At 65.7% G+C, this 24,657-nt stretch carries 20 protein-coding genes; 13 read left to right on the top strand and 7 right to left on the bottom strand.

All coding sequences use genetic code 11. The features are described from left to right. Positions 1-596 precede the first annotated feature (596 nt). The 3 genes from AC1DEK_RS25590 to AC1DEK_RS25580 all read right to left on the bottom strand — a co-directional run bounded on the left by AC1DEK_RS25590 (position 597) and on the right by AC1DEK_RS25580 (position 8,695). Positions 597-4,085: an NACHT domain-containing protein gene (locus tag AC1DEK_RS25590; RefSeq protein WP_478128115.1), complete on the bottom strand. Its 3,489-nt coding sequence runs from the start codon at positions 4,083-4,085 to the stop codon at positions 597-599. 1,216 nt (positions 4,086-5,301) lie between these two features. Beyond that, entirely contained in the window at positions 5,302-7,863 is a 2,562-nt protein-coding gene (locus tag AC1DEK_RS25585) for a TonB-dependent receptor (RefSeq protein ID WP_478128114.1), read from the bottom strand. A gap of 40 nt (positions 7,864-7,903) precedes the next feature. Then, entirely contained in the window at positions 7,904-8,695 is a 792-nt protein-coding gene (locus tag AC1DEK_RS25580; RefSeq protein ID WP_478128113.1) for a pentapeptide repeat-containing protein, read from the bottom strand. Positions 8,696-8,795: 100 nt separating this feature from the next. On the opposite strand from AC1DEK_RS25580, the gene AC1DEK_RS25575 reads away from it, so the two are divergent. The 8 genes from AC1DEK_RS25575 to fae all read left to right on the top strand — a co-directional run bounded on the left by AC1DEK_RS25575 (position 8,796) and on the right by fae (position 15,908). Continuing rightward, positions 8,796-9,185: a 4a-hydroxytetrahydrobiopterin dehydratase gene (locus AC1DEK_RS25575; RefSeq protein WP_478128112.1), complete on the top strand. Its 390-nt coding sequence runs from the start codon at positions 8,796-8,798 to the stop codon at positions 9,183-9,185. 144 nt (positions 9,186-9,329) lie between these two features. Continuing rightward, the gene (locus tag AC1DEK_RS25570) at positions 9,330-10,370 is read left to right on the top strand and encodes a beta-ribofuranosylaminobenzene 5'-phosphate synthase family protein (RefSeq protein WP_478128111.1); all 1,041 of its coding nucleotides are present in this window, start codon (positions 9,330-9,332) and stop codon (positions 10,368-10,370) included. A 21-nt stretch (positions 10,371-10,391) separates the two neighbouring features. Beyond that, positions 10,392-11,300, top strand: a complete 909-nt coding sequence (locus AC1DEK_RS25565) for an NAD(P)-dependent methylenetetrahydromethanopterin dehydrogenase (protein ID WP_478128110.1) — start codon at positions 10,392-10,394, stop codon at positions 11,298-11,300. Positions 11,301-11,317: 17 nt separating this feature from the next. Next, the gene (locus AC1DEK_RS25560; protein WP_478128109.1) at positions 11,318-12,436 is read left to right on the top strand and encodes an ATP-grasp domain-containing protein; all 1,119 of its coding nucleotides are present in this window, start codon (positions 11,318-11,320) and stop codon (positions 12,434-12,436) included. Then, positions 12,433-13,443, top strand: a complete 1,011-nt coding sequence (gene mch, locus AC1DEK_RS25555; RefSeq protein WP_478128108.1) for a methenyltetrahydromethanopterin cyclohydrolase — start codon at positions 12,433-12,435, stop codon at positions 13,441-13,443. Before AC1DEK_RS25560 ends, mch begins: the two co-directional genes overlap by 4 nt. Beyond that, positions 13,443-14,399, top strand: coding sequence for an ATP-grasp domain-containing protein (locus tag AC1DEK_RS25550; protein ID WP_478128107.1), 957 nt, complete (start codon positions 13,443-13,445; stop codon positions 14,397-14,399). The genes mch and AC1DEK_RS25550 overlap by 1 nt, the downstream gene beginning before the upstream one ends. Further along, the gene (locus AC1DEK_RS25545; protein WP_478128106.1) at positions 14,396-15,301 is read left to right on the top strand and encodes a triphosphoribosyl-dephospho-CoA synthase; all 906 of its coding nucleotides are present in this window, start codon (positions 14,396-14,398) and stop codon (positions 15,299-15,301) included. Before AC1DEK_RS25550 ends, AC1DEK_RS25545 begins: the two co-directional genes overlap by 4 nt. Before the next feature lie 94 nt (positions 15,302-15,395). Continuing rightward, the gene (gene fae, locus AC1DEK_RS25540; RefSeq protein ID WP_478128105.1) at positions 15,396-15,908 is read left to right on the top strand and encodes a formaldehyde-activating enzyme; all 513 of its coding nucleotides are present in this window, start codon (positions 15,396-15,398) and stop codon (positions 15,906-15,908) included. Positions 15,909-16,035: 127 nt separating this feature from the next. Here the strand turns inward: fae and AC1DEK_RS25535 are convergent, their stop codons facing one another. Continuing rightward, positions 16,036-16,536, bottom strand: a complete 501-nt coding sequence (locus AC1DEK_RS25535) for a dihydroneopterin aldolase (RefSeq protein ID WP_478128104.1) — start codon at positions 16,534-16,536, stop codon at positions 16,036-16,038. 139 nt (positions 16,537-16,675) lie between these two features. On the opposite strand from AC1DEK_RS25535, the gene AC1DEK_RS25530 reads away from it, so the two are divergent. Genes AC1DEK_RS25530 through AC1DEK_RS25510 form a run of 5 tightly spaced genes read left to right on the top strand, consistent with a single transcriptional unit; the run spans position 16,676 to position 22,022 of the window. Next, positions 16,676-18,775 carry a sigma-54-dependent Fis family transcriptional regulator gene (locus AC1DEK_RS25530; protein WP_478128103.1) on the top strand — a complete coding sequence of 700 codons (2,100 nt, stop codon included), beginning with the start codon at positions 16,676-16,678 and terminating at the stop codon, positions 18,773-18,775. Continuing rightward, positions 18,765-19,370 carry a flavoprotein gene (locus AC1DEK_RS25525; protein ID WP_478128102.1) on the top strand — a complete coding sequence of 202 codons (606 nt, stop codon included), beginning with the start codon at positions 18,765-18,767 and terminating at the stop codon, positions 19,368-19,370. The genes AC1DEK_RS25530 and AC1DEK_RS25525 overlap by 11 nt, the downstream gene beginning before the upstream one ends. Next, positions 19,349-20,686: a DUF6513 domain-containing protein gene (locus AC1DEK_RS25520; RefSeq protein WP_478128101.1), complete on the top strand. Its 1,338-nt coding sequence runs from the start codon at positions 19,349-19,351 to the stop codon at positions 20,684-20,686. The genes AC1DEK_RS25525 and AC1DEK_RS25520 overlap by 22 nt, the downstream gene beginning before the upstream one ends. Next, a complete protein-coding gene (locus tag AC1DEK_RS25515; protein WP_478128100.1) occupies positions 20,683-21,303 on the top strand; it encodes a DUF447 domain-containing protein in 621 nt (206 codons plus the stop codon). Before AC1DEK_RS25520 ends, AC1DEK_RS25515 begins: the two co-directional genes overlap by 4 nt. After that, positions 21,300-22,022 (top strand): (5-formylfuran-3-yl)methyl phosphate synthase, encoded by a 723-nt coding sequence (locus AC1DEK_RS25510; protein ID WP_478128099.1) that lies wholly within the window; start codon positions 21,300-21,302, stop codon positions 22,020-22,022. Before AC1DEK_RS25515 ends, AC1DEK_RS25510 begins: the two co-directional genes overlap by 4 nt. Here the strand turns inward: AC1DEK_RS25510 and AC1DEK_RS25505 are convergent. The 3 genes from AC1DEK_RS25505 to AC1DEK_RS25495 are packed head-to-tail and all read right to left on the bottom strand — an operon-like array spanning position 22,001 to position 24,652. Beyond that, a complete protein-coding gene (locus AC1DEK_RS25505) occupies positions 22,001-22,597 on the bottom strand; it encodes an amino acid kinase family protein (protein WP_478128098.1) in 597 nt (198 codons plus the stop codon). The two genes, AC1DEK_RS25510 and AC1DEK_RS25505, sit on opposite strands and share 22 nt — an antisense overlap. After that, positions 22,585-23,694 carry a hydantoinase/oxoprolinase family protein gene (locus AC1DEK_RS25500; protein WP_478128097.1) on the bottom strand — a complete coding sequence of 370 codons (1,110 nt, stop codon included), beginning with the start codon at positions 23,692-23,694 and terminating at the stop codon, positions 22,585-22,587. Before AC1DEK_RS25500 ends, AC1DEK_RS25505 begins: the two co-directional genes overlap by 13 nt. Then, positions 23,687-24,652 carry an ATP-grasp domain-containing protein gene (locus AC1DEK_RS25495; protein WP_478128096.1) on the bottom strand — a complete coding sequence of 322 codons (966 nt, stop codon included), beginning with the start codon at positions 24,650-24,652 and terminating at the stop codon, positions 23,687-23,689. Before AC1DEK_RS25495 ends, AC1DEK_RS25500 begins: the two co-directional genes overlap by 8 nt. Positions 24,653-24,657: the final 5 nt, after the last annotated feature.

Genomic DNA, 24,657 nt, shown 5'->3' with positions numbered 1-24,657 from the left:
GTCGGGAAATTCCATCCGATCACTGGTCGGTTACAACTGCCGAAACCTCAAATCCCCTGGGCCGCTGACAGCAGCATGGTCGGTCAGTGCGGCGGCGGTCAAGAAGGTGCGATCACCATCAGGTCGCTGGTGTGATTGAGACAGCGGTCAAGCAAGCGCTCTCCCGGCCGAATTGCTTGAGAGCTGAAGTTTGTGAAGTTTGGACGTGGCGGCGCGTTCAACGGAGCGGTCGAGCGCAGGCCGCTCTAATTGTGATAATCAGCCGCTGCGGCAGGAAGTTCCATTTTCTGCTTGCGCGCTACGCGAGAGATCTCAGACTTTGAGATGGAAGCGATGTTGCTCATGCCGCGCATTTGGCCCTGAGAAGGTGCGAGTCGACACCGAATGGATGCCCGAGTAAGACTGGACCCAGTCACTCGAGATCGAGGGCCTGAACGGCAGCTATGGCAATCACCGGTCGTTCGGAGAACGTAACCTCGAGCGACGGGCGCACCTTCGTCCACTGTCGCTCGACCATGGCGGACCGAGTGACGGTTGGCGATCGACTACTTGCGATCGAAGTGATCTGCCGTAGCCGCAGCGAATCCCCGCGCCATTCACTTCTTACCCGACGACAGATCAAGGACGAACACGTCGATGAAGGGTCGGCGCCCCTCCGGGATGAGAGCAATGATCGACTCACGCATTTGCTCGGGCGACAACGGGGGCGCGACACCGAAGGGGGCCGGTTTCAATCGCCGGCCCGTGGCGGAGGGCACGTCGCCGAACCACAGGACGCAATAAATTCCACGACCCTCCGAGCGCCAATCGATCAGGTATTGCGCCGCTAATTGCGAATTGGCCGCATCCCAAACGTCGGGATGCCATTGGCCCTTGACCTCCATCGGCAGCTGCTTGGGGCCGCGCGCGAAAGCGAGGTCGGCCCGTTTCGATTGAGGCATGTCCGCCTCGGTCATGCGACTGACGCCATAGGAGTCGAAAAGCGGGCCTTGGATGAGAGCCGCAAGACGGTCGCGACAGCGGTTCTCGTCGCGAGGGATGTTCTGATCGGTCCAAAAATCTCGAACTTGGTCAAGGTCGTCGGCCAACAAGACCTTCTGCGCTTCGGCCAGCTCCTCCCCGACCACCGATCGCAGGTCATCAATGTTGGATGGCGCGCCGGAGGTCAAAATCGCGGAGAGCTCGGCTGGTAGGAGCGGCGCGAAGCTCTCTTCGGCTCGCTTCTGCGACTGCTCGGCGGCGAAGTGCCGGAACGCATCGGAGTAGGTGTCGCTCGGCATCGCTACGAGCTTGGCCATGAGCTGGGCGGCCTGATCCGACGTGTTGCCGGCGATTGCGGAGGCCAAGCCAACAAGAAAGTCCGTCGCGTCAAACGCGTTCTTGTCGCCACTGCTGGGACCTGAGATGGTGGTGTGGGGAAATGCGCTCCGGAACTCGGAAACGATCCAAGCGAAGACCCCGAGGCCGGCGTCGACAAGAGGGCCTCGCCGCTTCGTCTGCAGTCGGTCGCGCAAATGCCACAGGAATTGAGGATGGTCGCGGCCGACGTTCGCCAACTCGGGACGGACCTCTTCGAACCGATACGCGACGTCGATCGCCAGCCAAGCGAGCGCTTGGTCGTCGTCCCGGTAGATGCCCGCGTCGCGAGCCTTGGCCACCTCGACGATCGTGCAAACCCCCCCCGTGCGAGACAGCGCGTCCACAAGGTCCATTTCGGCGTCCACCAGCATCTCCGGGTAACCGAGAAGCCATTCGCGCGCGAGCGATGCCATGGCGTCGTTCCACAACGGCATGCGCTCGATCACCCCTAGCTCATGATGCGGCGAGAGGCGGGCATTGAAATACGGCTCGATCCAAGAGCGCAGCAGAGCGCGCTTGTCGGCGAGTTGCCGTGCGGCGGCCTGTTCGAGTGCGACGCGCAGATGATCGTTGTCGTCGTCTCTGGAAAGTCCACGCTGCTGCATGCAGATGAGAAGCGCCTTCTTCAGCGTGTCGGTGGATACTCCCGAGAACCCTTGGCCGATGCGATGTCTTCGGAGCAAGCCGGCAACAAGCGGGTAGGCGACGTGCCAAATCTTGCCCTGCACGTGGCTGTCCGCGATTTGCTGCAGGGTTGGCAGATCCGACTTGTGAAGCGTCGCCTCGAAGCCGGCGGCAAACTCTTTTGCGAGTTGCTCGTTGAAGACTGCGACTATCCGCTCCTCTGGCGGCATCTTCTCTTGGGTTCGCGCGGCGATCAGAACTCCCAGGTAAAACTTCGCGGGATTGCACGTCGCGTCAAGGTCGCCCGCCTTGATCTTCGGAACGATCGCTGTGAACTCGGCAATCGCTTGTTGATGGGCCGCCTCGTCGCGCGCGCGCCGGGCTGCGTCTTCCGCCTCCTGTCGAATCTTCCACGGAGGCTTTGACGGATGCGTGGCGCGGCGGATGGCCGCGCGTTCTTTGAGCCGGAAAGCGGGGAAGGTCCGAGCCGCCGCCAGCACTTCCCGGTTGTCCCTTCCGGTCCTGACGCCTAGCGAGACAAGGTCGCTCCAATCGGACCTCGCGCGCCGCGAGCGCGATCGCTTCGCAGCCACCTCGCGCAGGAAGTAGGCCACGTCCTCCGCATTGCGGGCAAGGCCAATGCCTCGCAAGTGCATATGGTGGTCTGCTTGCCACAGCGTTTTCGATTTGAGGGCGGTCCGCATCCCGTATCGCTGGATAGGGTGTCGCAACTCGTCGCGCCCATCGAACGCGTCACGGATTTGCTCCAGAGTTTCCCTGTCGGCGGAGGACTGCTCGTTGATCTGACCGAGCCAAGCCCAAACGGACGGCGCGTCCCTGAGCTCGATAGCGCCGCCTCGCAGCGCTCGCAAGAGCAGCAGCGCGAGGATCTCGGATAGGTCGCGCCGGGAGTCGTGGTCTTCGGTCGCCCTCGGCGGAACACGCGAAGAGATGCCGCGGAGCAGCGTCTTCGAGCGCGACGGGGTCAGCTCAGAGACGAGCGTTTCGAACCGACGGAACCTGATGGGTTGACGTTCGCTCGCGCGAGGGAACTGCGACACCTGCAGGCCGATCTCTGCCAGCAGCGTCGACGCGAGGAGATCGTCGGCCACGTCGTAGCCGAGCATCTCAATGAGTCGGCCGGCTAGACGCGCGGAGTCTTCGCTGGCTTGGTCCACCAGCGCCTGCGCGGCAGTCTGCCAGAATGGCCGACTGCGGTGCGCAAACACCGCTATCAAGGCCTCCTCGCGTTCGCCGTAGTAGCGCGCGTCATCGAGGACGAGTTTCTCGAGGATGGCTGAAAGGGACAAGGCGAGCGGCGTGTCCTTGATCGCTTCTAGCAGCAAGGTTCGAAGATGGAAGTTCGATCCCGCGTCGGCCAGGATCGCGTCAATCCGAGGCGCGAGAGAAGCCTGGGCAAGTCCTTTCGCCGAGCGGGCGTCCCAGTCTTGCGCGCGGAAATATGGGTCCGCGCGCGCTAAGCGCTCTAGGGCGTTGAGCAGGGCTGCGGCCTGAGCTGCGTCGAGAACGGCCGTCTCTCCGTAGCGAAGCAAGCCGAAGGGGTCGGCCGCGATGACGCGCGCCGAGAGGTAGGGACTATGGAACGCGAGCCAGGCATGCAGACCTCGCAAGCTCGACGGAACCGCACCGCCGCCGTGAGATTGGGCGAGAAGTCGACGCCTGCTGAGGCTGGTCGTCGCCTGAGCGGCAAGCCACCGAGCGCCCAGAAATTCCGCGATGACGCGGTGAATGGGCGCGGCGCGGCCCACCCCGACACTTTTAAAAAGCTTGGAAGCGACGACGGAGCGCGCGTCGGCGCCGCCGGGCAAATTCTCCAAGTCGCCGATCCAAACCTCACCCTCCTGACGTTCCGCGATTCCGCCCAGCCTGATTGCATCGACGCCGCCGAAGATCATCGCCGCCATGCACGCGCCAGCCGACGACAGGGCCTGCTCTTGACCGATCTGTGCCAATTGCGTGTTTTGGCCAGCGTCGTTCTCCTCACGCCAAATCAGCTCGCAGACGTGTCCGAAGAGCTCGGCTCGTGTGGCAGGCCGCGACTTCCCGCTGTCGGCGACGCGGCCGAGCAGGCTCAGGGTCAACGGATTTCGGTAGAGGTCCGAGAGGCCTTGCTCGTCCAACCCGTCCAAGACGGGGTCGACGGAGCTCGTGAATCTGCGCGACGACCAGAACGCGCGGGCCTCCTCGCGCGTGAATTCCTCGATCGAGACCACAAGCGGCTCGGCCCCGTAGATCTCCTTGAAGCTGCGGAGCGAACGCGATTGCCACTCCCGAGAGCGGCACGAGAGGACGAACCTAGGGCAGCCAGCATCTTCAAGCTGAGCGAGAACCCGGTCTAGCGCGTCGTTCTCGTCACGCGCGATCGCTTCGTCCAAGCCATCGATCAGCAACGGGCACCCTGAGGTCACATAGCTCCCCGGACTCTTGCTCAGCATGAATCTCGGAGCCGACACTGGCGCCACGCCGCCAGCTCGACCAAGCTCGCCAATGAGCTCGCTTTTGCCCATACCTGGCTCGCCGAGAACGACTACGGATCGCTCGAGGCCCAACAGGTTCGAGTCTAGGATCTCGCGTTCCGAAGCCTCGTCGAGGATGCGCAACTTGCGCCGGAAATAGGGAGTCTCGATGGGTTCGACGCCCTCGCCGCCGGACACATCAACGCTGTCGATATGTTGCGCGAGAGCGCTGCGTTCCGTAGCGCGCCGCTTACGAAATCGAGATCGATCTAGGATGGTCACGCGAGGCCTCATTGCACGCTCGCGCACTCAGGGTCAGTGGTTTGATTGCGAGCAAATCGATTTGAGGGTGCCCACCAGCTTACGCAAAGAGTCCACGTGGAAACGAGGATGAGTTTCAGGCGCTTGAGATGAGAGGTCGTCATGCCGGTTCAAGGCGAGCTGGCGCGGAGGGTTAATAGAACCACCCCGCGGCGAAGGCGAGACTGGAGCCTGAGTTTAATGACTCGCGATGGCTTGCATGCTAGAAGTAGGTGATCAGCGAGAAGCTACTGACGAGTTCCGCCACGAAGCTACTTGGCCAGCCCTAAAGAACCGGGTGCGACACCGGCCTTGATCACGTCCTCATGCAAAGGCAATTTGCTCTACGCAGCTTCCCCAAGAGCAGGTAATGGGCGTCCGAATAGCGCTGGTGACCCGACGTTCGACGATGAGCCCGGGTACTTCCGCTATCGGGCCCAAAGCGGCCGCTCGTTGCTGCTCTATTCGTCTACGCGCTACCTGAGCAAGCGCACGATGTGCCCGGAGTAGACCGCGACCACCTTCCACTAAAACGCTCCGCTCAGGTTCCGAAGCTGTAGCGCAATCCGACCCACGCAGTGCGCGGCGCGCCCGGCGACAGGAGAGTTGCGCGACTGACTGGGAAATCGCCATTCGCGTTCGCCGGAAGCGCTTGCGCGATATAGCTGCCGTTCGTGGTGAAGCCGTTGATTCCAAGCTGGCCGCCGGTCGTGTACTTGCGATCGAACAGGTTGCTGACCTGGACGAAGAACTTCAGTCCCGGCTTGGGCTTGTAGTCGACGCCGAGGTTGAACACTGCGTATCCCCCATTGCGCCCCGAGCCGGTGTAATAGATTCCGTCGGGCGAGTCCAGGCCGTTCTCGTTGCCGCGCAGGGTCGTGCCGCTCACCGCGTTCATGTCGGCGCCGATACGCCAGTGCGCGTCAGGCTCCCAGTCCGCGAAGAGCTTCAGGCTGCGCAGCGGCAGCTGCGGGATGCGATTGCCGGGCCTGATCTGGATGGTCCCCTCGGTGCCGGGGAAGCCGGCGGCGGCGGAGGAATTGCTGCTGTTGCCCGAGCCGTCGATCGTCTCCAGGCTTTGGTAGGTTGCATCCAGCAGGCTCAGATTGCCGCCGAAGGTCCAGCTGGCGGCGGGTTTGACCTGCAGACCCATCTCGACCCCTTGACGCCGTGTCTTGCCGAAGTTCTTGAAGTAGCCAAAGCCGCTCGAGTTGTCCGAAACGAAAAGGATGTCGTCGCGGTTGTCGGAGCGGAACACTCCGAGGTTCCAGGCCACGGTGCCGACCACTGTGCCGCGCAGGCCGGCCTCGAAGGTGGTGGTGACGACCTGCTTGAGCGGCGGGTCACCCGCAAAGGAATTCGGCAGCTTGCAGGGGCTCGCCGGGTCGGCGCAACCCAGCTCGATCGCCGTGGGCGCCCGGCTGCCCTGGTTTGCACCTGCATAGAGGGTGACCACCTCGTTCGCCGCGAAGGTCAGCCCGGCGGCAGGATTGAAGCGTGCGAAGGTGTATGAGCCGTCCAGCGAACCAGGTCCTCCTCCAGGCGTGATGCCGTCGACATTCGTCAGCGAGGTGTGGTTGTAGCGTCCGGACAGCGTCAGGTGCGTCCGCGTGTTGAGCTCCATCGTATCGGTGGCATAGATGCTGCCAGTGCTCGATCGGCTCGATAGATGGACCCGCGCGTCGAACGCGTTCTCGGAGTCTTGGCTGCCGTCGGCGAAGGCGCCGGGGCCGAACACCGGCGTGATGGTGCGATCGGGATTGAGGTAGCCGAACTGCGTGCCTTGCGTGAAGGTCACGCGGCTGGCGTCGTAGGCAGCGCCGACGACGAATTGATGCCCGACCTGGCCGGTCTGCGCCTGCGCCGACAACTGGCCCGCGAGGCCATAGTTGGTCTGGCGCGCTTCCGTCTGGTTGACCAGGCCGTTGCACTGCTCGTTCGGCGCTGCGTTCAGCAGCGCGTTCGCGATGCAGCGCCACTTGGGAAAGGGCGTGTTCGACGAGTTCTCCCCGCTGGTCGGGAATCCCGTGTAACCGGCGGCCGCCAGTGCCGCCTGCTCGGCCGCGCTGGGTTGGTAGACCGACTGGCTGAAGGAATCGCCATTGACGTCGCCGTTGAAGGTCTTGGCGTTGATGTTGCGGTAGTAGGCGTTGCCCGAGAAGGTGAGCGAATCGCTCAAGGCCTGCACCGTGGCCAGGTTGAGAAAGGCGGACCGGTTTCGCGTGTTGTCGGGGATGGAGCGGACACTGCCCCAGTCACGCTGCAGCGCGCCCTGTTCCTGCACGCCGTTGCCGGTGAGGTCGTTGTCGGCGAGCGCCAGCGTCAGCGACACGTCGCCGTCGCGTGTCTTCCGTCCGACCTTGGTGAACAACTGGCTCAGGTCGGAAGACGATGCGGTGCGCCAGCCATCTTCGGTGAACCGGTTGCCGGTGACGTACCAGTGCATGCCGTTGTCGGCGTTGTAGCCGCCGGTCTCGAACTCCGCGGCCGCGCGGCCGTATGAGCCGCCCAGCACCTGGACCGACGTGCCGGGATAGTGGATGCCGTCCTTGGTCTGGATCGACAGGGCGCCGCCCAGGGTGTTGAGGCCGAACAAAGGATTGCTGCCCGGCATCAGCGCAATCGACGCGATGGCCGTGCGTGAAAACAGATCCCAACTGACGACGTCGCCGAAGGGCTGGTTCAGCCGCACGCCATCGAGGAACACCGAGAGTCCTTGAGGAGTGCCCAGCAGGGGAGACGCCGTGAATCCGCGGTAGTTGATGTCGGGCTGGAAGGCGTTGCCCTGGGTCTCGTTGACGGTCACGCCGCCGATCGCGCGGTTGAGAAAGTTCGAGAGGTCGAGCGAATGGAAGCGCTCCATGTCTGCGTCCGTCGCGGTCTGCACATTCGACGGTATCTGGTCGCGCGGCACGTCGATGCCGGGCAGCGGCGTGACTGCGATGACGTTGATGGTGGGCAGATCGGGCACGGCCCGGACGGCCGGTGCGGGCTCAGCGCTGGTCTCGTCCTGTGCGTGGGCCGTCAGGCCGTGGCACAGCAGCAGGACCGCCGTGGCCACAGGCGCTGACGAGAAAACAAACGCGCGTGCGTTGCCGGACATGGTGTCTCCTCGGCGTTTGAATTGTTATCGCGCAGGATGCTCAACGAACGATCTTCTCGAGGTTAGCTGCGCGGTCAAGGCCCTTGGCTTCGGCGAAACCCTTGACGCCGCGAAAGACCGTGCCGTCCAGATCGGCCTCTGTGAAGTCGGCCCCGGTCACGTCGGCGCCTGTGAGGTCGGCGCCTCCAAGCTTGACGCGAAAGAAGTTCGCGCCGCGCAGATTGCCGTCCGTGAGATTGCAGAAAGTCATCAACGACCGGTTGAAGTCGGCACCAGCCAGCGTGGCGCCGGCCAGGTTGGCGCTGGCCAGATCGGTCCGCATCTGTCCCATTCCCTGGTTCTTGATATTGACACCGACGACGGCATTGCTGAAGTTGGCTCCGGAGAGGTCGGCCCCCGGCAGGTCCGCGATCATCCGTACCCCGGTCATGTTGGCGCCCTTGAAGATGGGCATCTTCTTGACCTCGCCACCCAGGATGACGACCGAAAGCAGGCTCGCGCGCGTCAGGTTGGCGCCGGTGAAATCCGTGCCCATCAGCCACGCGCCGTTCAGGTTGGCGCCTTCCAATGCTGCGCCGCGGAAGTCCGACTGAACGAGCTTGCTGCCGAAGAAGCTGGTGCCTCGCAAGTTGGCATATCGAAAGTCGAGCTTGCTCAGGTCGAGGTCGGACAGGTCCTTGCCCGACAGGTCGGCCACCGCGGCTGGCGATGCGCTCGCGAGCGCGGCCCTGACTTGATCGACGGAAAGGTCAGCCGCCGAGGCATTCAGGACCCCGAGCACAGCCAGCAGCGTGGTCACGCTGGCGTTTGCGAAACGCTCGACACTGTTCATTCAGACTCCTCTCTCGCCGTCGCGGCTATCCGATGGTCGACGCACGCTGCAGTCCTCGGCGTCATAGCATTCAATGAGCATCACTTTGAAAGAGACCGACATGACCCAATGGCGCAAGAAGTCTGCTTCCGACGTGTTCACGCCCGAAGAAACCGTCGCGCGGCTCGCGGAGGAGCTGCCGAAGTGGTACTTCGAGGATGGATGGATTCGTCGCAAGTTCAAGACCAGCGGCTGGAAGGCAACGCTGATGGTTGTCAACACGGTAGGCCACTTGGCGGAGGCCGCCTGGCACCACCCGGATCTCACGGTGTCGTACGCCTTCGTCACGGTGAAGCTCATGAACCACGCGGCCAAGGGCATCACCGAGAAGGACTTCGAACTCGCCAGAAAGATCGAGGACGTCGTGATGTGGCAACCCGGCGCCGCGGAAGGCGCGGCGCTCGAAGGCACGCCCGACGACCCGCGCTTCAAGTACCTGAAGTACGACTGACCCGGCGCGCAAGGACATTGCGTGGTGACACAGTGTCCTCAACTCGATACATGCCGGCACGCGCCCTCGGGAGAAGGGCCAGCGGAACGGAGCTTGCTTTGCAAGCCCTGAACAACCATTGACCTTCAATACCCCTCAAGCGCGATGGATCGCCCCCGAAACTTTCCCGAAGAGGGCTTTGTCGGCCGCCCAGAGTTCGTCGCCCTGCGCGCGCCTGGGCGTTTGCATCTGGGCTTTCTCGACCCTGCCGCGTCACTGGGCCGTCGTTTTGGCAGCGTCGGCCTGATGATCAACGGCTTCGAAACGGAGGTCGAGATCAGCGCGTCGGCCTCCGACCAGATCACGGCCAGAGGACCGGCGGAGCATGCCGAGACAGAGCGCGCGGCCGCGTGCCTGAGCCTTCTGCGAACCCACAGTGGGCGCGCCGAACCGCTGCATCTGCGGATCGTGCAGGTCTTGCCCGCCCATGCGGGGTTCGGTTCCGGCACGCAGTTGGCGTTGGCGATCGGCAGGGCGTTCGCGCTCTGGCACAGCCTTGGCGTTCCCACAGCGACCTTGGCGCAATGGCTCGGGCGTGGGCTCCGCTCGGGCATCGGTATTGCAGGATTCGACCATGGCGGGCTGATCGTCGACGGCGGCCCAAGTGCGAACGGCGCGCCCGCGCCCGTGTTGTCGCGCATCCCGCTGCCCGAAGCCTGGCGAGTGCTGATCGTCCAGGACAGCGCACAGAAGGGCTTGTCGGGTGATGAAGAAAGAGAACGGATCGCCGGCTTGCCGCCATTGCCCCGAGCGCTCGCCGCCGACCTATGCCACCAGGTGCTGATGCGCGTACTGCCGGGAGCCGCAACCGCCGACTTCGCGTCGTTCGCGCAAGGCGTCCTGCACGTCCAGCAGGTGCTGGGCGAACACTTCGCGCCCGCGCAGGGCGGCCGCATCTTCGCAAGCGAAGCGGTGGGACGCCTGCTCGGATGGGCATTGCAGGCCGAGCACGTCGCTGCGATCGGCCAGAGTTCCTGGGGCCCGACCGGCTTCGCAATCCTGCCGTCGCAGGCGCGCGCGCAAACAGCGCTCGATGCCATGCTGGCCGCCAACCTCATCGCGCCGTCGCTGACGCTGCGCATCGTGTCCGGCCGCAACAGCGGGGCCGCACTGCTCGATCGGCGCCTCGAAGTGCCCGAGCCCTGAACTCAACGCAGAGTCGTCTACATGGAACGTCCCTACATCCTCCACATGTTCACACCGGGCCGGCAGATGAGTCCGTTCGACATCAACATGGCGGCCGACGCGGGCTACCAGATCGTCGTGCCGTACTGCGGGGTCGAAACCGACGGCATTGCCGGGCTCACGCAGGACACGATCTTCTCGCGCAGTCCGAAGGGCTTGCTGCGAACCGGCATCTTCATCGGCGGGCGCGACGCACTCCAGGCCGCCGACATGCTCGATCGCGCAAAGGCATCCATGTTCAAGCCCTTCGTCGTGTCGCTGATGGCCGACCCCAGCGGCGCCTTCACGACCGCGGCGGCGATGGTGGCCTGCGTCGAGGCCGCGCTCTCCGGCCAGCATGCCCAAGGCCTGGATGGCCGGCGCGTGGTGATCCTCGGCGGCACGGGGCCCGTGGGCCGCATTGCCGGTGTGATCGCGGCGCAAACGGGCGCGCAGGTCTTCCTGTCCAGTCGCGGTGGCACTGATGCGGCCGAAGCAGTCGCGGGCGAGACCGGCAAGCGTTTCGGGGTCAGCCTGCGGGGCGTGGCCGGCGGCGATCAGGCTGCTGTGCGCGCATCGATCGTCGATGCCGACGTGCTGCTTGCCTGCGCACCGTCAGGTGTCCAGGTCGTTTCGGCCGAGATGTTGACCTTCGCGAAGCAACTCAAGGTCGCAGCCGATGTGAACGCCGTGCCGCCCGAGGGCATTGCCGGCGTCGCTGCGATGGACAACGCCAAGCCGCTGTCCGGCACCTCGGCCGTGGGCATCGGTGCACTGGCGATCGGCAACGTGAAATACCAGACGCAACAACGGCTACTGGTGCAGATGCATGAGGCCGAGGCGCCGGCGGTGCTGAGCTTCACGGAGGCGTTTGCCACCGCACGCGCCTTCATCGCCGAAAAAGCGGCTTGATTGCTCTGGCACCCGACATGACAGCGTTTGCCGTGGTCTCCATTTCTGTGCGCATGTTGGCCGAAGCAGCCGTCGATGACGGCTTCGAGGTGGTGGCGCTGGATCTGTTCGGCGACGCGGACACCCGTCGAGCCTGCGCCGAGTGGCATTCGATCGGAGATCCGGCGAGCTTGAGCATCGACGGCGCACGGCTGCTGTCCACGCTGGAAGCGCTTGCGCAGCGTGCTCGCGTGGCCGGCTGGATCGCGGGCTCCGGCTTCGAGGGCCGGCCCGACTTGCTGGAAAGCGGCGCGGCGCTGTTGCCACTGATCGGAACGCGTGCAGACGCGATGCGGCGCTTGCGCGACCCACGGGCCTTCTTCGGCCTCCTCGATGCGCGAGGGATCGCGCATCCGCCGGTACGGTCGACCGCGCCCGATGACGCAGCCGGCTGGCTGGTCAAGGATGCGCATGGCTGCGGCGGCTGGCACATTCGCCGGGCGGCATCGTCCGACGTCCTGGGCGCCCATCAGTACTTCCAGCGCGAGATCGCAGGCAGGCCCATGTCGATGACATTCGTGGCCAACGGCAGCGATGCCTCGGTGCTCGGCTTCAACCAGCTAATCGTGCGGCCGCTGGCGGGACGGCCTTTCGTGTATTGCGGCGCGGTGGGACCAGTGTCCTTGCCTGCCGGCGCCGCGGACTGCGTCACGGCCGCACTGCGTGCGCTGGTGCCCGCCTTCTCACTGCGCGGTCTGGGCAGCCTGGATTTCATGCTCGATGGTGAGGCCGTCGAGGTGCTCGAAGTCAACCCCCGTCCGCCGGCCAGCATGGCGCTCTACGGCCCCGGCATGGTGGCGGCGCACGTGCGTGCCTGCGTGCAGGGCGAGTTGCCGGAAGCTCGCATGCAGACGCACGGTCTCATTCGCGGCACCGAGGTCGTCTTCGCACCGCGTCGGCTTTGGCTGGACGAGCCTGCCACGCGGCGCCTCGCCGCACGCCTCTGCTGCCACGATCTTCCGCTCGGCGCAACGAGCTTCGAAGCCGGCGATCCCCTGTGCAGCGTGAGTGCCAGCGGCACCGACGCGGCGCACGTGCGCGAGTTGCTGCAGCGCGGCCGCGATGCGGTGCATCGATCCCTGGAGGCTTGCGCATGACCGCCGCGACCGCGGCAGCACCCCTGGCGGCATGCACGCTCAGCGTGAACGCGCTCGCCCGGCCGCTGGTCGAGCGCTTGCTCGCCGATGCCGATGCGCTCGGCGTGAGGGTGAGCCGCGACGAAGGTGGCCCCTTCATCGTCGATGCAGGCATCGCCGTAGGCGGCAGCGTCGCAGCGGGCCTGCTGGTGGGTGAGATCTGCATGGGCGGCCTCGGCCACATCAGCTTGCGCCCTGATGGCCTGGAAGGCTGGCCCACATGGGTCGAGGTGCACAGCGCGCAACCGCTGTTGGCCTGCCTGGGCAGCCAGTACGCCGGCTGGAGCCTCGCGGCCAGCAAGGAAGAAACGGGAGGCAGGAAGTTCTTCTCGCTCGGTTCCGGCCCGGCGCGCGCCCTGGCGGTCAAGGAAACGCTTTTCAGTGAACTCGGCTACCAGGATCATGCGGATGCGGGCGTGCTCGTGATGGAAGTCGATCGGACGCCGCCGAAGGTCATCATCGACAAGCTGCTGCGCGACTGCCACTTGAGCGCAGAGAGGCTGACGCTGATCCTCACGCCGACGACCAGCCTTGCCGGCACCACCCAGGTGGTGACGCGCGTACTGGAGGTCGCGCTGCACAAGACGCACCAGTTGGGCTTTGACCTCGGCAACGTCGTGGGCGGCGCGGGCGCCGCGCCATTGCCGGCCCCCAGCCCCGATGGGGTGGAAGCCATGGGACGGACCAACGATGCGATCCTCTACGGAGGGCGCGTGCATCTCACCGTGCGCGGCGACGATGCAGCCGCGCGCGAGCTTGCCAGGCTGTTGCCGTCGCGCAATTCGAGCGACCATGGTCGTTCGTTCGCCGACATCTTCAAGGCGGCCGAATACGACTTCTACAAGATCGACGGCGCATTGTTCGCACCGGCCGAAGTGTGGGTCAGCAACATCGACAGCGGGCACACCTGGCATGCCGGCGGCCTCGACATGCCCTTGCTGCTCGGCCTGTGGCGGCAGGAAGCGTGATGAACAGCGTCACCGGCCTCACGGTGGCCATCATGACCGACGAGACCGGCTGGCACACGCGCCGGCTCCAGGCGGCGTTGCGTGCGCGAGGCTGCGTCGGTCGCTGCGTCGATCTGGCGGATTGCCGGATCGACACCACTGCCGCCTGGCATGGCTTGGTCGTGCCGGGCTTCGGCCGCGATCTGCCTGACGCGGCGCTGGTGCGCGGCATCGCGAGCGGCACCTTCGAGCAGGTCACCAAGCGCCTCGGCGTGCTGCATGCACTGCGTGAACTCGGCGTACCCGTCTACAACGATGCCCGGGCAATCGAACGCAGCGTCGACAAGTCGATGACCAGCTTGCTGCTTCACGCCGCGCGCATCGCCTCGCCACCGACATGGGCGACAGAATCATTCGCTCACGCGCAGCGCATCGCCATCCGCGAAGGCGCGGCCGGCCATGCGCTGGTGCTCAAGCCCCTGTTCGGTTCGCAGGGCAAGGGCTTGCAGTTGGTGGGGCAGGTGGGTGGCGCCCATCGTGCGTTGCCGGGCATCGACACCCTCTACGGATCGCTCGCCTATCTGCAGCGCTTCGTTCCGCCGCAAACGACGCCAGGCTTCGATTGGCGGGTGCTGGTGGTCGGGGGCAGGGCGGTCACCGCAATGCGGCGGGTGAGCAGTCACTGGATTCACAACGTTGCGCAAGGCGCGCGCTGCGAACCGGCCGGCCTGACGCCCGAGCTCGCTGAACTGTCCGAAGGCGCTGCGCTGGCGCTGGGCATGGACTATGCCGGCGTGGACCTGATGCCGTCGAAACGTGGCATTCAGGTGATCGAAGTGAACGGCGTCGCTGCCTGGCAGGGCCTGCAGCGCGTGACCCGCTTCGACATCGCACGCGTCATCGTCGATGACTTGCTCGACCGCAAGCTCGCGAGTGCGCGGGCCGGCTCGCGCTCGGCGATGCCGCGCCAGGCATGAACACGATCGCCACGGATACACGCCAGAGCGCGACGGACCGCGCCAGAGAGTGCTTCCTGCGCGCCTGCGAGTTGGACGTGGCCGTGCGCAAGCCGGGCAACGTCAGCCGCGCATCGGCCGGGCACCGCATGACGGCCGAGTGCTTCATTGCCAGTGCACAGGCCGCAGCCGCACCGTTGTTCGAGCCCGGGGCATCGGTCGGCGAGCGTATCGAGGCCGCGGTGGATGCGACATGGGCGGTCGCCGGGTGCAACACCAACCTGGGCATCCTGCTGCTCTGCGCGCCGATTGCGCGGGCTGTCGACCTGCGGCCTGACGCCACGGAACCCGCCGCCTTGCGCGAGGCCATCGAATCGGTGCTGGGCGCGCTCGACCTGTCCGACGCACAGGCCGCCTTCCGCGCTATCGCACGAGCCAGCCCAGGCGGCCTCGGCACTGCGCCTGATGAAGACGTCAGGGATGCGCCGAGTGTCGGCTTGCGCGCGGCCATGGCGCTTGCGGCGCACCGGGACAGCATCGCGCGCCAGTACCGCGACGGCTACGGCATGTTGTTCGATCTGGCGTTGCCGACGCTCGGAAGCGGGTTCTCGCTGAACGCGACTTGGGTGAACGACGCGCCCGATGCCGCGACCGTGGCTTCGGTCCAACGGCTCTACCTGGCGCTGCTCGGCAGGGTTGCGGATTCACACATTGTTCGAATTCATGGCGAGGCCGTGGCACACATTGTCATGACTGCGGCGCAGGGGTGGCGGCTGCGCGCCTGCCGCGAAGGCGGGCTTGACGCCGATCCCGAATTCGCAGCCTGGGACGCCTCGCTCAAGGCAGACGGGATCAACCCCGGAACCACGGCTGATCTGACGGTCGCGGCGTTGCTGATTGCGGGCGTGACAGCCTCCCCATGACCCGGGTGGCACGGAACGTGATATCCGATGAATTGCGCCGGCCGGCAGGCCGGCGTCCCTTTGGCCCGGAACGCAATCCAGGAGACTAACAACCATGGCAAAAATTGATCGCATGATGGTCGGCGAGTCACTCGTCGGTGAGGGCAACGAAGTAGCCCACATCGATCTGATCATCGGGCCCCGTGGCAGCCCTGCCGAAACAGCGTACGCGAATGCCCTGACCAATCAGAAGGACGGTTTCACCTGCCTGATGGCCGTCGTTGCACCCAATCTGCTGACCAAGCCCGCAACCGTGCTCTTCAACAAGGTCACGATCAAGGGCGCCAAACAGGCCGTGCAGATGTTTGGGCCAGCTCAGCGAGCCGTCGCCATGGCCGTGGCCGACTGTGTCGAGGACGGCACCATTCCTCAGGCCGAAGCCGACAATGTGTTCGTCTGCGTTGGCGTCTTCATTCACTGGCTGGCCGATGACGACACGAAGATCCAGGACTACAACTACCAGGCCACGAAGGAAGCGATCCAGCGCGCTGTCGCCGGTTCTCCCTCGGCTGCCGAAGTGGTGAGCAAGAAGGGCAGTGCAGCCCACCCGTTCGCGGCGCATGCCTGACACACCCCCAGGCTCGCGCACTGCGTGTCGCTCTCCACCCCCTTGCAGGGGGCAACACCGGCGGCCCGGCTGAGCCGGTTCCGCGGTGTTTCTGGAAGGGGCTGGTTGCTCGCGATTTGTCGGTGCGCTATTTAGGCACCATGCCGGAGCCGATCAGACGCAGTACCGCGCCTGCGCCTGCGCGGGACGGGTGGTCTTCGGGTGGCGGCGGGCGGCGCTCGATCTGCACGCCGACGGAGGACACGTCGCTGAACTTGTTGGGCTTGACTACCTTGACGCGGACCCAGATTGCGCCGAACTCGTGGATCACGACGTCGGCGATCGCCTCGGCAAAGGCTTCCAGCAACTTGAACTCGTGCGCGGCCAGCAGGCGCCGCAGTCGCGCGCAGACGGCCGCGTAGTCGATGGTGTCCGCGATGTGGTCGGTGTCGCAGGCGCGCGCACGGGCCAGTCCCGCATGAACGTCGATCACCACCGGCTGCGCGCGGTGCAACTCGGTCTCGTGGATGCCGATGACCGTGTCACCGACAAAGCCTTCGATGAAGATCACGTCCATCGCACTCGAATCCGGCAGTGGGTTCGGCGAAACCCTGGCCGTGGAAGTCGCTGGATGATGCTCGGCGGTCATCGTGCTCCTTCGCGTGGTGGGTTCGCACGGTTGCAAAAGTATCTTTGCGCACTGTGAACTCAAGTTGCAAAATGCGGGCCATACATACAGTGCGTCCCAGGCAGCGCATTCGGCGCGTCGGTTGCACACGGAGACATCGATGGCGCTGACTCTTCGAAAGAGCGCGAAGCCGGCCGATCCTCATGCGGATCGTGTGCTGGGCGTCGTGCGCGGCGGCTTCCCGGACCAGACCACGGACGTGGTGATGCGCTCATGGATCCGCTGTCTGGACCAGTACCACCTCCGGCCCGACAAGCCGCACGACCCGAACGTGATCGGCCGCGTGCCGCTCCAGGAGCGGCGCACGCGCCATGCAACGGTGATCGAGTGCGCGCGCTACGAGATGACCACCCTCTACCAGCAGTTGGCGGATGGCGAAATCGCAGTGTTGCTGACCGACACCGACGGGGTGATCCTGCACATGGTGGCGTCGCCCGAATTCGCTGCCGAAGTCGGGCCGCTGGGTTTGCGTGCCGGTGGCGTCTGGAGCGAAACCGAGGCAGGCACCAACGGGATGGGGACTTGCCTGGCTGCGGCCGGTCCGGTGACCGTGTGCCGCGACGACCACTTCTACACGCAGTTCACGCAGCTCACATGTTCGGCGGTGCCGGTGTTCGATCCCATGGGCAACATCGTCGCCGCGCTCGACGTCACGAGCCGCTCCAGCCTGATGCAGCAGCACCTGCTGGTCCTGTTGTCCATGACGGCACGGATGATCGAGAACCGCCTGATCGATCGCGAGTTCCGCGACGCGCATCCGCTGCATTTCCACAGCCGGCCGGAATTCGTCTACACACTGCACGAGGGCAAGCTCGCGGTGGACGACGACGGGCGCATTCTTGCCGCCAATCGCAGCGCGATGTTCCAGCTCGGCCTGCAGTCGATGGACCAGATCCGTTCGCGACGCATCGAAGACCTGTTCCAGACCTCGCTGGCCGACATGCTGCAGCGCAGCGCCTTGTCATCGTTTCACCCGGTCGTGACCTACGGAACCGACGCGGCGTTGCGTTTCTTCGCGGTGGCGCGACGCCCGGCCGCAGTCGCGGACGCAGTCGCAGGCTCGTTGGCGCCGTCATCGGTCGACTTCGCCGTGGCACACATTGCGCGCGCCAAGGCGCGGCCGAGCGACGTGCAGCGCACCGCGACGCCCGCTTGCACCTTCGAAGACCCTCGGCTCGCGGAGCAGCTGGCCATCGGGCGGCGGGTGATTGCCCGCGGCACGCCGGTGCTGGTGTGCGGCGAAACCGGTTCGGGCAAGGAGGTGCTGGCGCACGCGCTGCATGACGGCAGCCCGCGCGCGGGAGGGCCCTTCGTGGCGATCAATTGCGCGAGCCTGCCGGAGGCGCTTATCGAGTCCGAGCTCTTCGGCTACTGCGCCGGTGCGTTCACCGGTGCACAGCGCTCAGGACGGCGCGGCAAGGTCCTGCAGGCGCACGGCGGCACGCTGTTCCTGGATGAAATCGCGGACATGCCGCTCGAACTGCAATCGCGCCTCCTGCGCGTGCTCGATGAGCGTCGCGTCACGCCGCTGGGCACCGAAGAAAGCCATGCGGTCGACTTCCAGCTGATCAGCGCCAGCCATCGCCATCTGCCGTCCATGGTGCGAGAAGGCCGGTTTCGGGAAGACCTGTACTACCGGCTCGCCGGCGTCGAGGTGCAAATGCCCCCGTTGCGCGAGCGCAGCGACAAGCTCGAACTCATTCGCGCGCTGCTCGCTGCCGAAGGGGGGCCCGACGTATCGCTGAGCCCCGAGGCCGAGCGGCTGCTCATGGCGCACCCCTGGCCCGGCAACATCCGTCAGTTGAAGCATGTCCTGCGCACCGCTGCGGCCCTGGCCGATGGAAGGCCGATCACCCGCGTCCACCTTCCGGCGATGGCGGTCAACCTCCAATCGACGCGTGACAGTGAGCCGATGCCTGGAACGAGCGCCGAGCGGGCTGACATGTCTGTGTCTCTGTCGGCCGCGACATCGGCGGCCGCGCCGGGCTCGGCGCGCGACGGGCACGTCGACAACGCGCCCGGCAGCGCCAAGCTCAACCTGATCCAGGCCAACGAGCGGCAATTGCTGCTGCAGATGCTCGAGCAGTACCGCTGGAATGTGAGCAACGTAGCCAAGGCGCTGGATGTCAGCCGCAATACGCTCTACCGCAAGATCCACAAGCTCCAGATCGAGGTTTCCCATCCCGAGCATGAATCCTGACGAGTCCGACGACCCGGTGTCGGCCGACGATGGCGAGCCGCGTTCGCGCTTCGCCTGGTGCGTGACCGGCTCCGGCCACTTTCTCAACGAAGCGATGGCGCTGGCCGCGCGACTGCCGAACGTCGACCTGTTTCTCTCGGCTGCAGGCGAGGAAGTCCTGGAGATCTACCGGATGCACCTCGACGATCTGAAGTCGCGGTTTCGGATCTTTCGTGACAAGACGGCCAGCGGCGTGCCCGTGGGCATGCTGTACGAGGACATCTATCACACCGTCGTCGTTGCTCCGGCGACCAGCAACACGGTGGCCAAGTGCGCCTGCGGCATCAGCGATTCGCTGCCGACCAACATGTTCGCGCAGGCCGGCAAGCGCGGCATACCGGGCATCGTGTTTGCATGCGATACCGAACCGGTGGTCGTGACCCGTTCGCCGCACGATTGGGTCACGGTGCGGCCCAGGCGGATCGAACTGGACAACGTGGAGCACCTGCGCGGGATCGACTTCTGTCGGGTCGTCACCTCGCCGACGGAGCTCGAAGCCGCACTCGATGTTCGACTCAAGGAAATCTCTCGCTCATGGAACACATCCTCTTCCTGACCGGGCACCTCGCGCAGCCGAGTCTGGAGCGGGTTCTGGCCGGCATCGAGGCGGCCCCGTTCACTTGGGAAGTGCGAGACCTTGGCTTGCAGGTTGCGGGGCTGATGACGGCCGACATGATCCGCCGTCGGGTGCCGCTGCCCGAGGGTGTCGACCGCATCGTCGTCCCGGGGCGCTGTCGCGGCGACATGGATGCGCTGTCCCGCCATTTCGGCATTCCGGTGCAGCGGGGACCCGAGGAGGTGAAGGACCTGCCGCGGTTTTTTGATCGTGCCGCCAATGCGATCACGGTGGACGCATACGAGGTCGCGATCTTTGCCGAGATCGTCGACGCGCCGCGCCTGAGCGTGCCGGAGATCGTCGCGCGTGCCGGGCGCCTGAGGACCGATGGCGCCAACGTCATCGACCTGGGCTGCCTGCCGGAGACGCCGTTCGATCATCTCGAGGAATCCGTCCAGGCGCTGAAGGAGGTGGGCTTCCAGGTGAGCGTCGATTCCGTCGACACCGATGAACTGCTGCGCGGTGGCCGCGCGGGCGCCGACTACCTTCTCAGCCTGACGCTGGACACTTTGTGGGTCGCCGACGAAGTCGCGTCCACTCCAATCCTGATCCCTCGCGACCCCAGCGACGAGGCCTCGCTGCACCAAGCGGTCGAAGCCATGCAGCGGCGCGGCAGGGTGTTTCTCGCCGATTCGATCCTCGACCCGATCCCGTTCGGCTTGACGAAATCGATCGTGCGCTATCACCGCCTGCGCGAGCGATTTCCCACGGCGCCGATCATGATGGGCGTAGGCAACCTGACCGAACTGACGGAAGCAGACACCAGCGGCATCAACGCGTTGCTGTTCGGAATCTGCGCCGAACTCGACGTGGCCGCGGTATTGACCACGCAAGTCAGCAACCACGCCCGTCGCGCAGTGAAGGAGGCCGACTGGGCGCGCCGCATCATGCACGCCGCGCGGCAGCACGCCACGCTGCCCAAGGGCCTGAGCGATGCGCTGATGACGGTGCATGCCAAGCGTCCCTTTCTCGATACGCCCGAAGAGATCGCGGCCACCGCCGCACAGGTGCGAGATCCGAACTTCCGGGTGCAGGTATCGGCGAGCGGCCTGCATGTCTACAACCGCGACGGATTGCGCCGGGGGCAGGGCGCCTTCGAGTTCTGGCCGCATCTCGGGCTCGAAGCCGATGCAGCGCACGCCTTCTACATGGGCGTGGAACTGGCGCACGCCGAGATCGCCCACAAGCTCGGAAAGCGCTACGTCCAGGACCAGCCACTGGACTGGGGGTGCGCCACGGAAGAGCCCTCCAAATGAACGACGTGATCTTCGAAACCGTCGTGACCACCGTCGCGCCCGACGGCAAGCCGCACGTTGCCCCGATGGGCGTGCGCTATCGCGGCGAGCGCGTCGTGCTGATGCCCTTCAAGCCATCGACCACCTATGACAACATCGCCGCGACGGGTTGTGCGGTGCTCAACATCGTGACTGACACGCGCGTCTTCGCCGGCTGCGTGACCGGCCGTAGAGATTGGCCGACCCAGCCGGCCGAGAAGATCGCCGGTGTGCGCCTGGACAGCGCCTTGAGCCACGTGGAATTGAGCCTCGCCGAACGCATCGATGACGTACAGCGCCCGGCGCTGCACATGATGCGGGTTCACGAGGTCGTGCATTCGAGTTTCGCCGGCTTCAACCGCGCGCAGGCGGCCGTCATCGAGGGTGCGGTGCTGGTGAGCCGGCTGCACATGCTGCCGCCACAGAAGGTGGACAGCGAGATGGCCTATCTGCAGATCGCCATCGACAAGACGGCCGGGTCCCAGGAGCGTGAAGCCTGGGGGTGGCTCGTCGACGCAGTGCAACGGCATCGCGCCAAGGCCGCCAAAGCCGCCAAAGCCGCCGAGGGCGCCGATGCCACCCAGGGACCATCGTCATGAAATTGCTCGTGAGTGTTCGCAGTGTCGAAGAAGCCTTGCTGGCAGCCGAGGGAAAAGTCGACTTCATCGATCTGAAGGAGCCCGGCCATGGTGCGTTGGGCGGCCTGCCGATCGCCACCATTCGCGACATCGTGGGCGCACTGCGCCGGCATGACAGTGCCCTGGCGATCAGCGCCACCATCGGCGACGTGGCGATGCACGAGACGCACCGCATTGCGACGTGCGTCGATGCCGTCGGCGCGTGCGGCGTCGACTATGTGAAGGTCGGCATCGAGCGCGTGCCGCAAGCGCGCGTGGTGCTCGACGCGCTTGCCGCCAGTGCCTGGCCCATCGTGCCGGTCTTCATCGCGGACAAGGGCCTGGAGCTGGCCGATGTGGCGCACGCCTGCGCGTTGGGGTTTCCGGGCGTGATGGCCGACACCTTCGACAAAAGTGCCGGCAGCCTTTTCGACGCGGTGCCGATGGAGGATCTGCGCCGCTTCATTGCCGCCGTGGGCGCGACCGGGACGATGGTCGGCCTGGCCGGCGCGCTGCGCCCGATGCACGAACCGCTATTGCGTACGCTCGCGCCTGACTTTGCAGGCTTTCGCACGGCGGTGTGCGCGGGCGATCGAAGCTCGGCGCTCGACCCTCGGCGCCTGCAGTCACTGGTCGCGCTCATGCACGGGCATGAGCGCGCCGAAGCCGGCACGCCCCATCAATCGTCGAACCTGGCGTGACCAAGGAGCAACGCACGTACGCGCGTCACTTCGTTGCAGTGAACGATGTCGATCGGAAAGGCCGAGCCGTCCGACAGCGGCCCGAAGGAACGATCGACCACGCCGGCCTCGCCCAACTGGGCCAGGCTCAACCTCGGGTCGATCTCGCACGCCTTCACCAGCACCAGTCGCTCGGCATTCAACCGATGCGCGAGATCGAGCGCGATGCTGTCGGACGTGAACTCCCAGTTCGTCTGGGCGGTCGACCGGTTGCGTTGCAGTTCGAGCGGCAGCCACAGCGCCGTCTGTCCCTTGTGCAGCACGCGGTGGATGTCCGACTTGGTTCGCGTGAGCTGCAATGCGGGATTCAGGCCGTGCATGAGGTAGGCGGTCTGCGCCATCGCGAGAATCGCCATGTTGTGCGCGCTGAGGTCGTTGAAGCGCCACTGCGCCTGGGCGCGCCTGACTTCGTCGCCGAAGGCACCGCCACCACAGACGACGATCACGCGTCCCCCGCCGCATTCGGCCAGCAGGTCGAGCCAGACCGGCAGCATCGGATTTGCGTTCAGGCTTCCGCCGATCTTCACGATCCACATACGGCGGGGTCCATGTCGAAGAGGGTTGCGACGGCGACGCACGGCGCGCACACCTGAGCCCACTCCTGTACCGCAGCGCGGTCGGTGTCAGCGTTCGCGGAGGCGCGCGCAATATCGCGGCCGTACGCGAGATGATGAGGCACGCATCGGGATCCGGGCGTGCCAGCCCTTGCGCTCGCCACCACATCGGGCACCAGGAAGTCGCCGCAACCGGCGCTGACGATCACCGCACCGTCCGGAAGCGCGTGTGCCCCGATCACCCGCCGCATCTCGCTGCCTAGAACGCCGACCTGCAGCACCCGCCAGGACCGCGCAAAGTCGAGCCAATCGTCCGTCGAGCCATCGCGCCGATCGAGCCCGATCATGCGGGCCAGCCGCTGCCGGGTGGCATCCGGGTCCTTGCCGGCGTTGTCGGCGCCGGGGTACAGATCGCGGGCCGCTTTCAGTTCACCGGTCAGGCGGTACACATCCGCGCTGGTCGCGAAGAATTCGTTCATCACGTTGTGCGGCGTGCCGCGCCAGTCGATGCGCTGCGCCACTGCGCAAAGCGGCGTGCGCACGACGCCGTGGTAGACCAGTTCGCCACTCGCGAGGCGCTGCGCGTCGGTGCGGTTGCCGGTGAGGATGCGTCCATCCTTGAATGCGATCAGGTCGGTCGTCGTGCTGCCGATGTCCACCAGCAAGCCGGTCCCGATGTACAGCGCGGCATGGCGCGCCGTGGCGAGCCAGTTGGCCGAGGCGATGGCGTTCCACAGGTCCGGCACATCGGCATGGCGGCACCAGCCGACGTCGCCGGCGAAGAAGTGAACGGAACCAGGCCCCAGTGCATGCGACAGTTGCGCCGCGATCTTTCGCACGCCATCTTCACGGTCTGCGAACAGGTCGACCATCTCGCCGGTCATGGTCACCCCGTGCTGCGCCGTTCCCAGGCCGTTCCATCGCTGGCGTGCCGAATGGAGCACGGCATCGAGGCGGTCCATGCCCAGCCATAGCGGGCAGGGCCATTGGGCCACGTCGAGCACTTGTCCGCCTTGCAGAAGGCACGCCTTGGCGTGTGCGCCGCCGATGTCCCAGCCGATCACGATGCGTTCAGCCATGGGCATGCGCCGCCTTCGATCGCGAGGTCCGCTCCGCCTCCCGAATTGCGATCACCTCGGCCGCGAGATTGCGTCCCGCGGAGCGCGAAAGGCCGACGTAGGCGCTGGTCACGCGCGGATTGATCTCGATGACCACCGGGCCGCGCTGTGGATGCCACACGAGGTCGATGCCGACGAAGCCGCGCAGACCGGGAACGGCCTGGTGAACGCGCCTGGACAAGGCGCTCAAGCTCGCGCCGCGCGGATCGGTGAGCGGCACCGCATTCACGTCGACGCCGAGAAACGACAGGTGGCCCTGCGCGTCGACGTCCAGGTGTTGGCGATTGATGCTCAGCAGTTCGCATCCCTTCGTGCCGCACAGCAGCGAAAGGCTGAGCGGCATGCCCTCCACCCAAGGCTCGATCGCCATCGCGCGGCCGGCGCGAGAGCGCATCGACCAGTCTTGCATCGCCGCTTCCTGATCGTCGTGGAGCCATGTCTCGACGGCCCCGGCGCCATCGTCCGGCTTGACCACCCAGCGCCTGGCTTCGGGCTCGTGTTCGAAGGCCAACGGCGTGGCGATGCCGGATCCGGCCAGGGTCGTCAATGTCATGCGCTTGCGCGTCGCGAGTTCGATCGCCGAGGCATCGCAGCCCAGCCAGCGTTCCGCATCGACGCATTGCCGCAAGCCCGCCAGAAGCCCATCGGTTTCGGGTGCGACCACCCACGAGAGATCGTGCGCATGGGCCTGGCGCCTGACGAACTCGAATGCCGGTTCGCCGTTGCGCGGCGTCACAGGCCGGGCCGGCTCCGGCACGCGCGACGCCAGCGTGCAGGTCGCGACCGATAGATCGAGGTTTCCAAGGCGAAGCAAGTCGGCCATGATGGCGTTGCGCATCGACTGGCCCATCGCCAGCAGGTTGCCGGAGGCCATCTCCCCGCCGCCGCTCAGGTATTCATAGACAAAGATCCGCTTCATCGCTC

The sequence above is a fragment of the Variovorax sp. 10N420 genome (genome assembly GCF_056394705.1).
The sequence above is the reverse complement of the archived record's forward strand: the minus strand, read 5'-3'. Positions and strand labels throughout refer to the sequence as shown.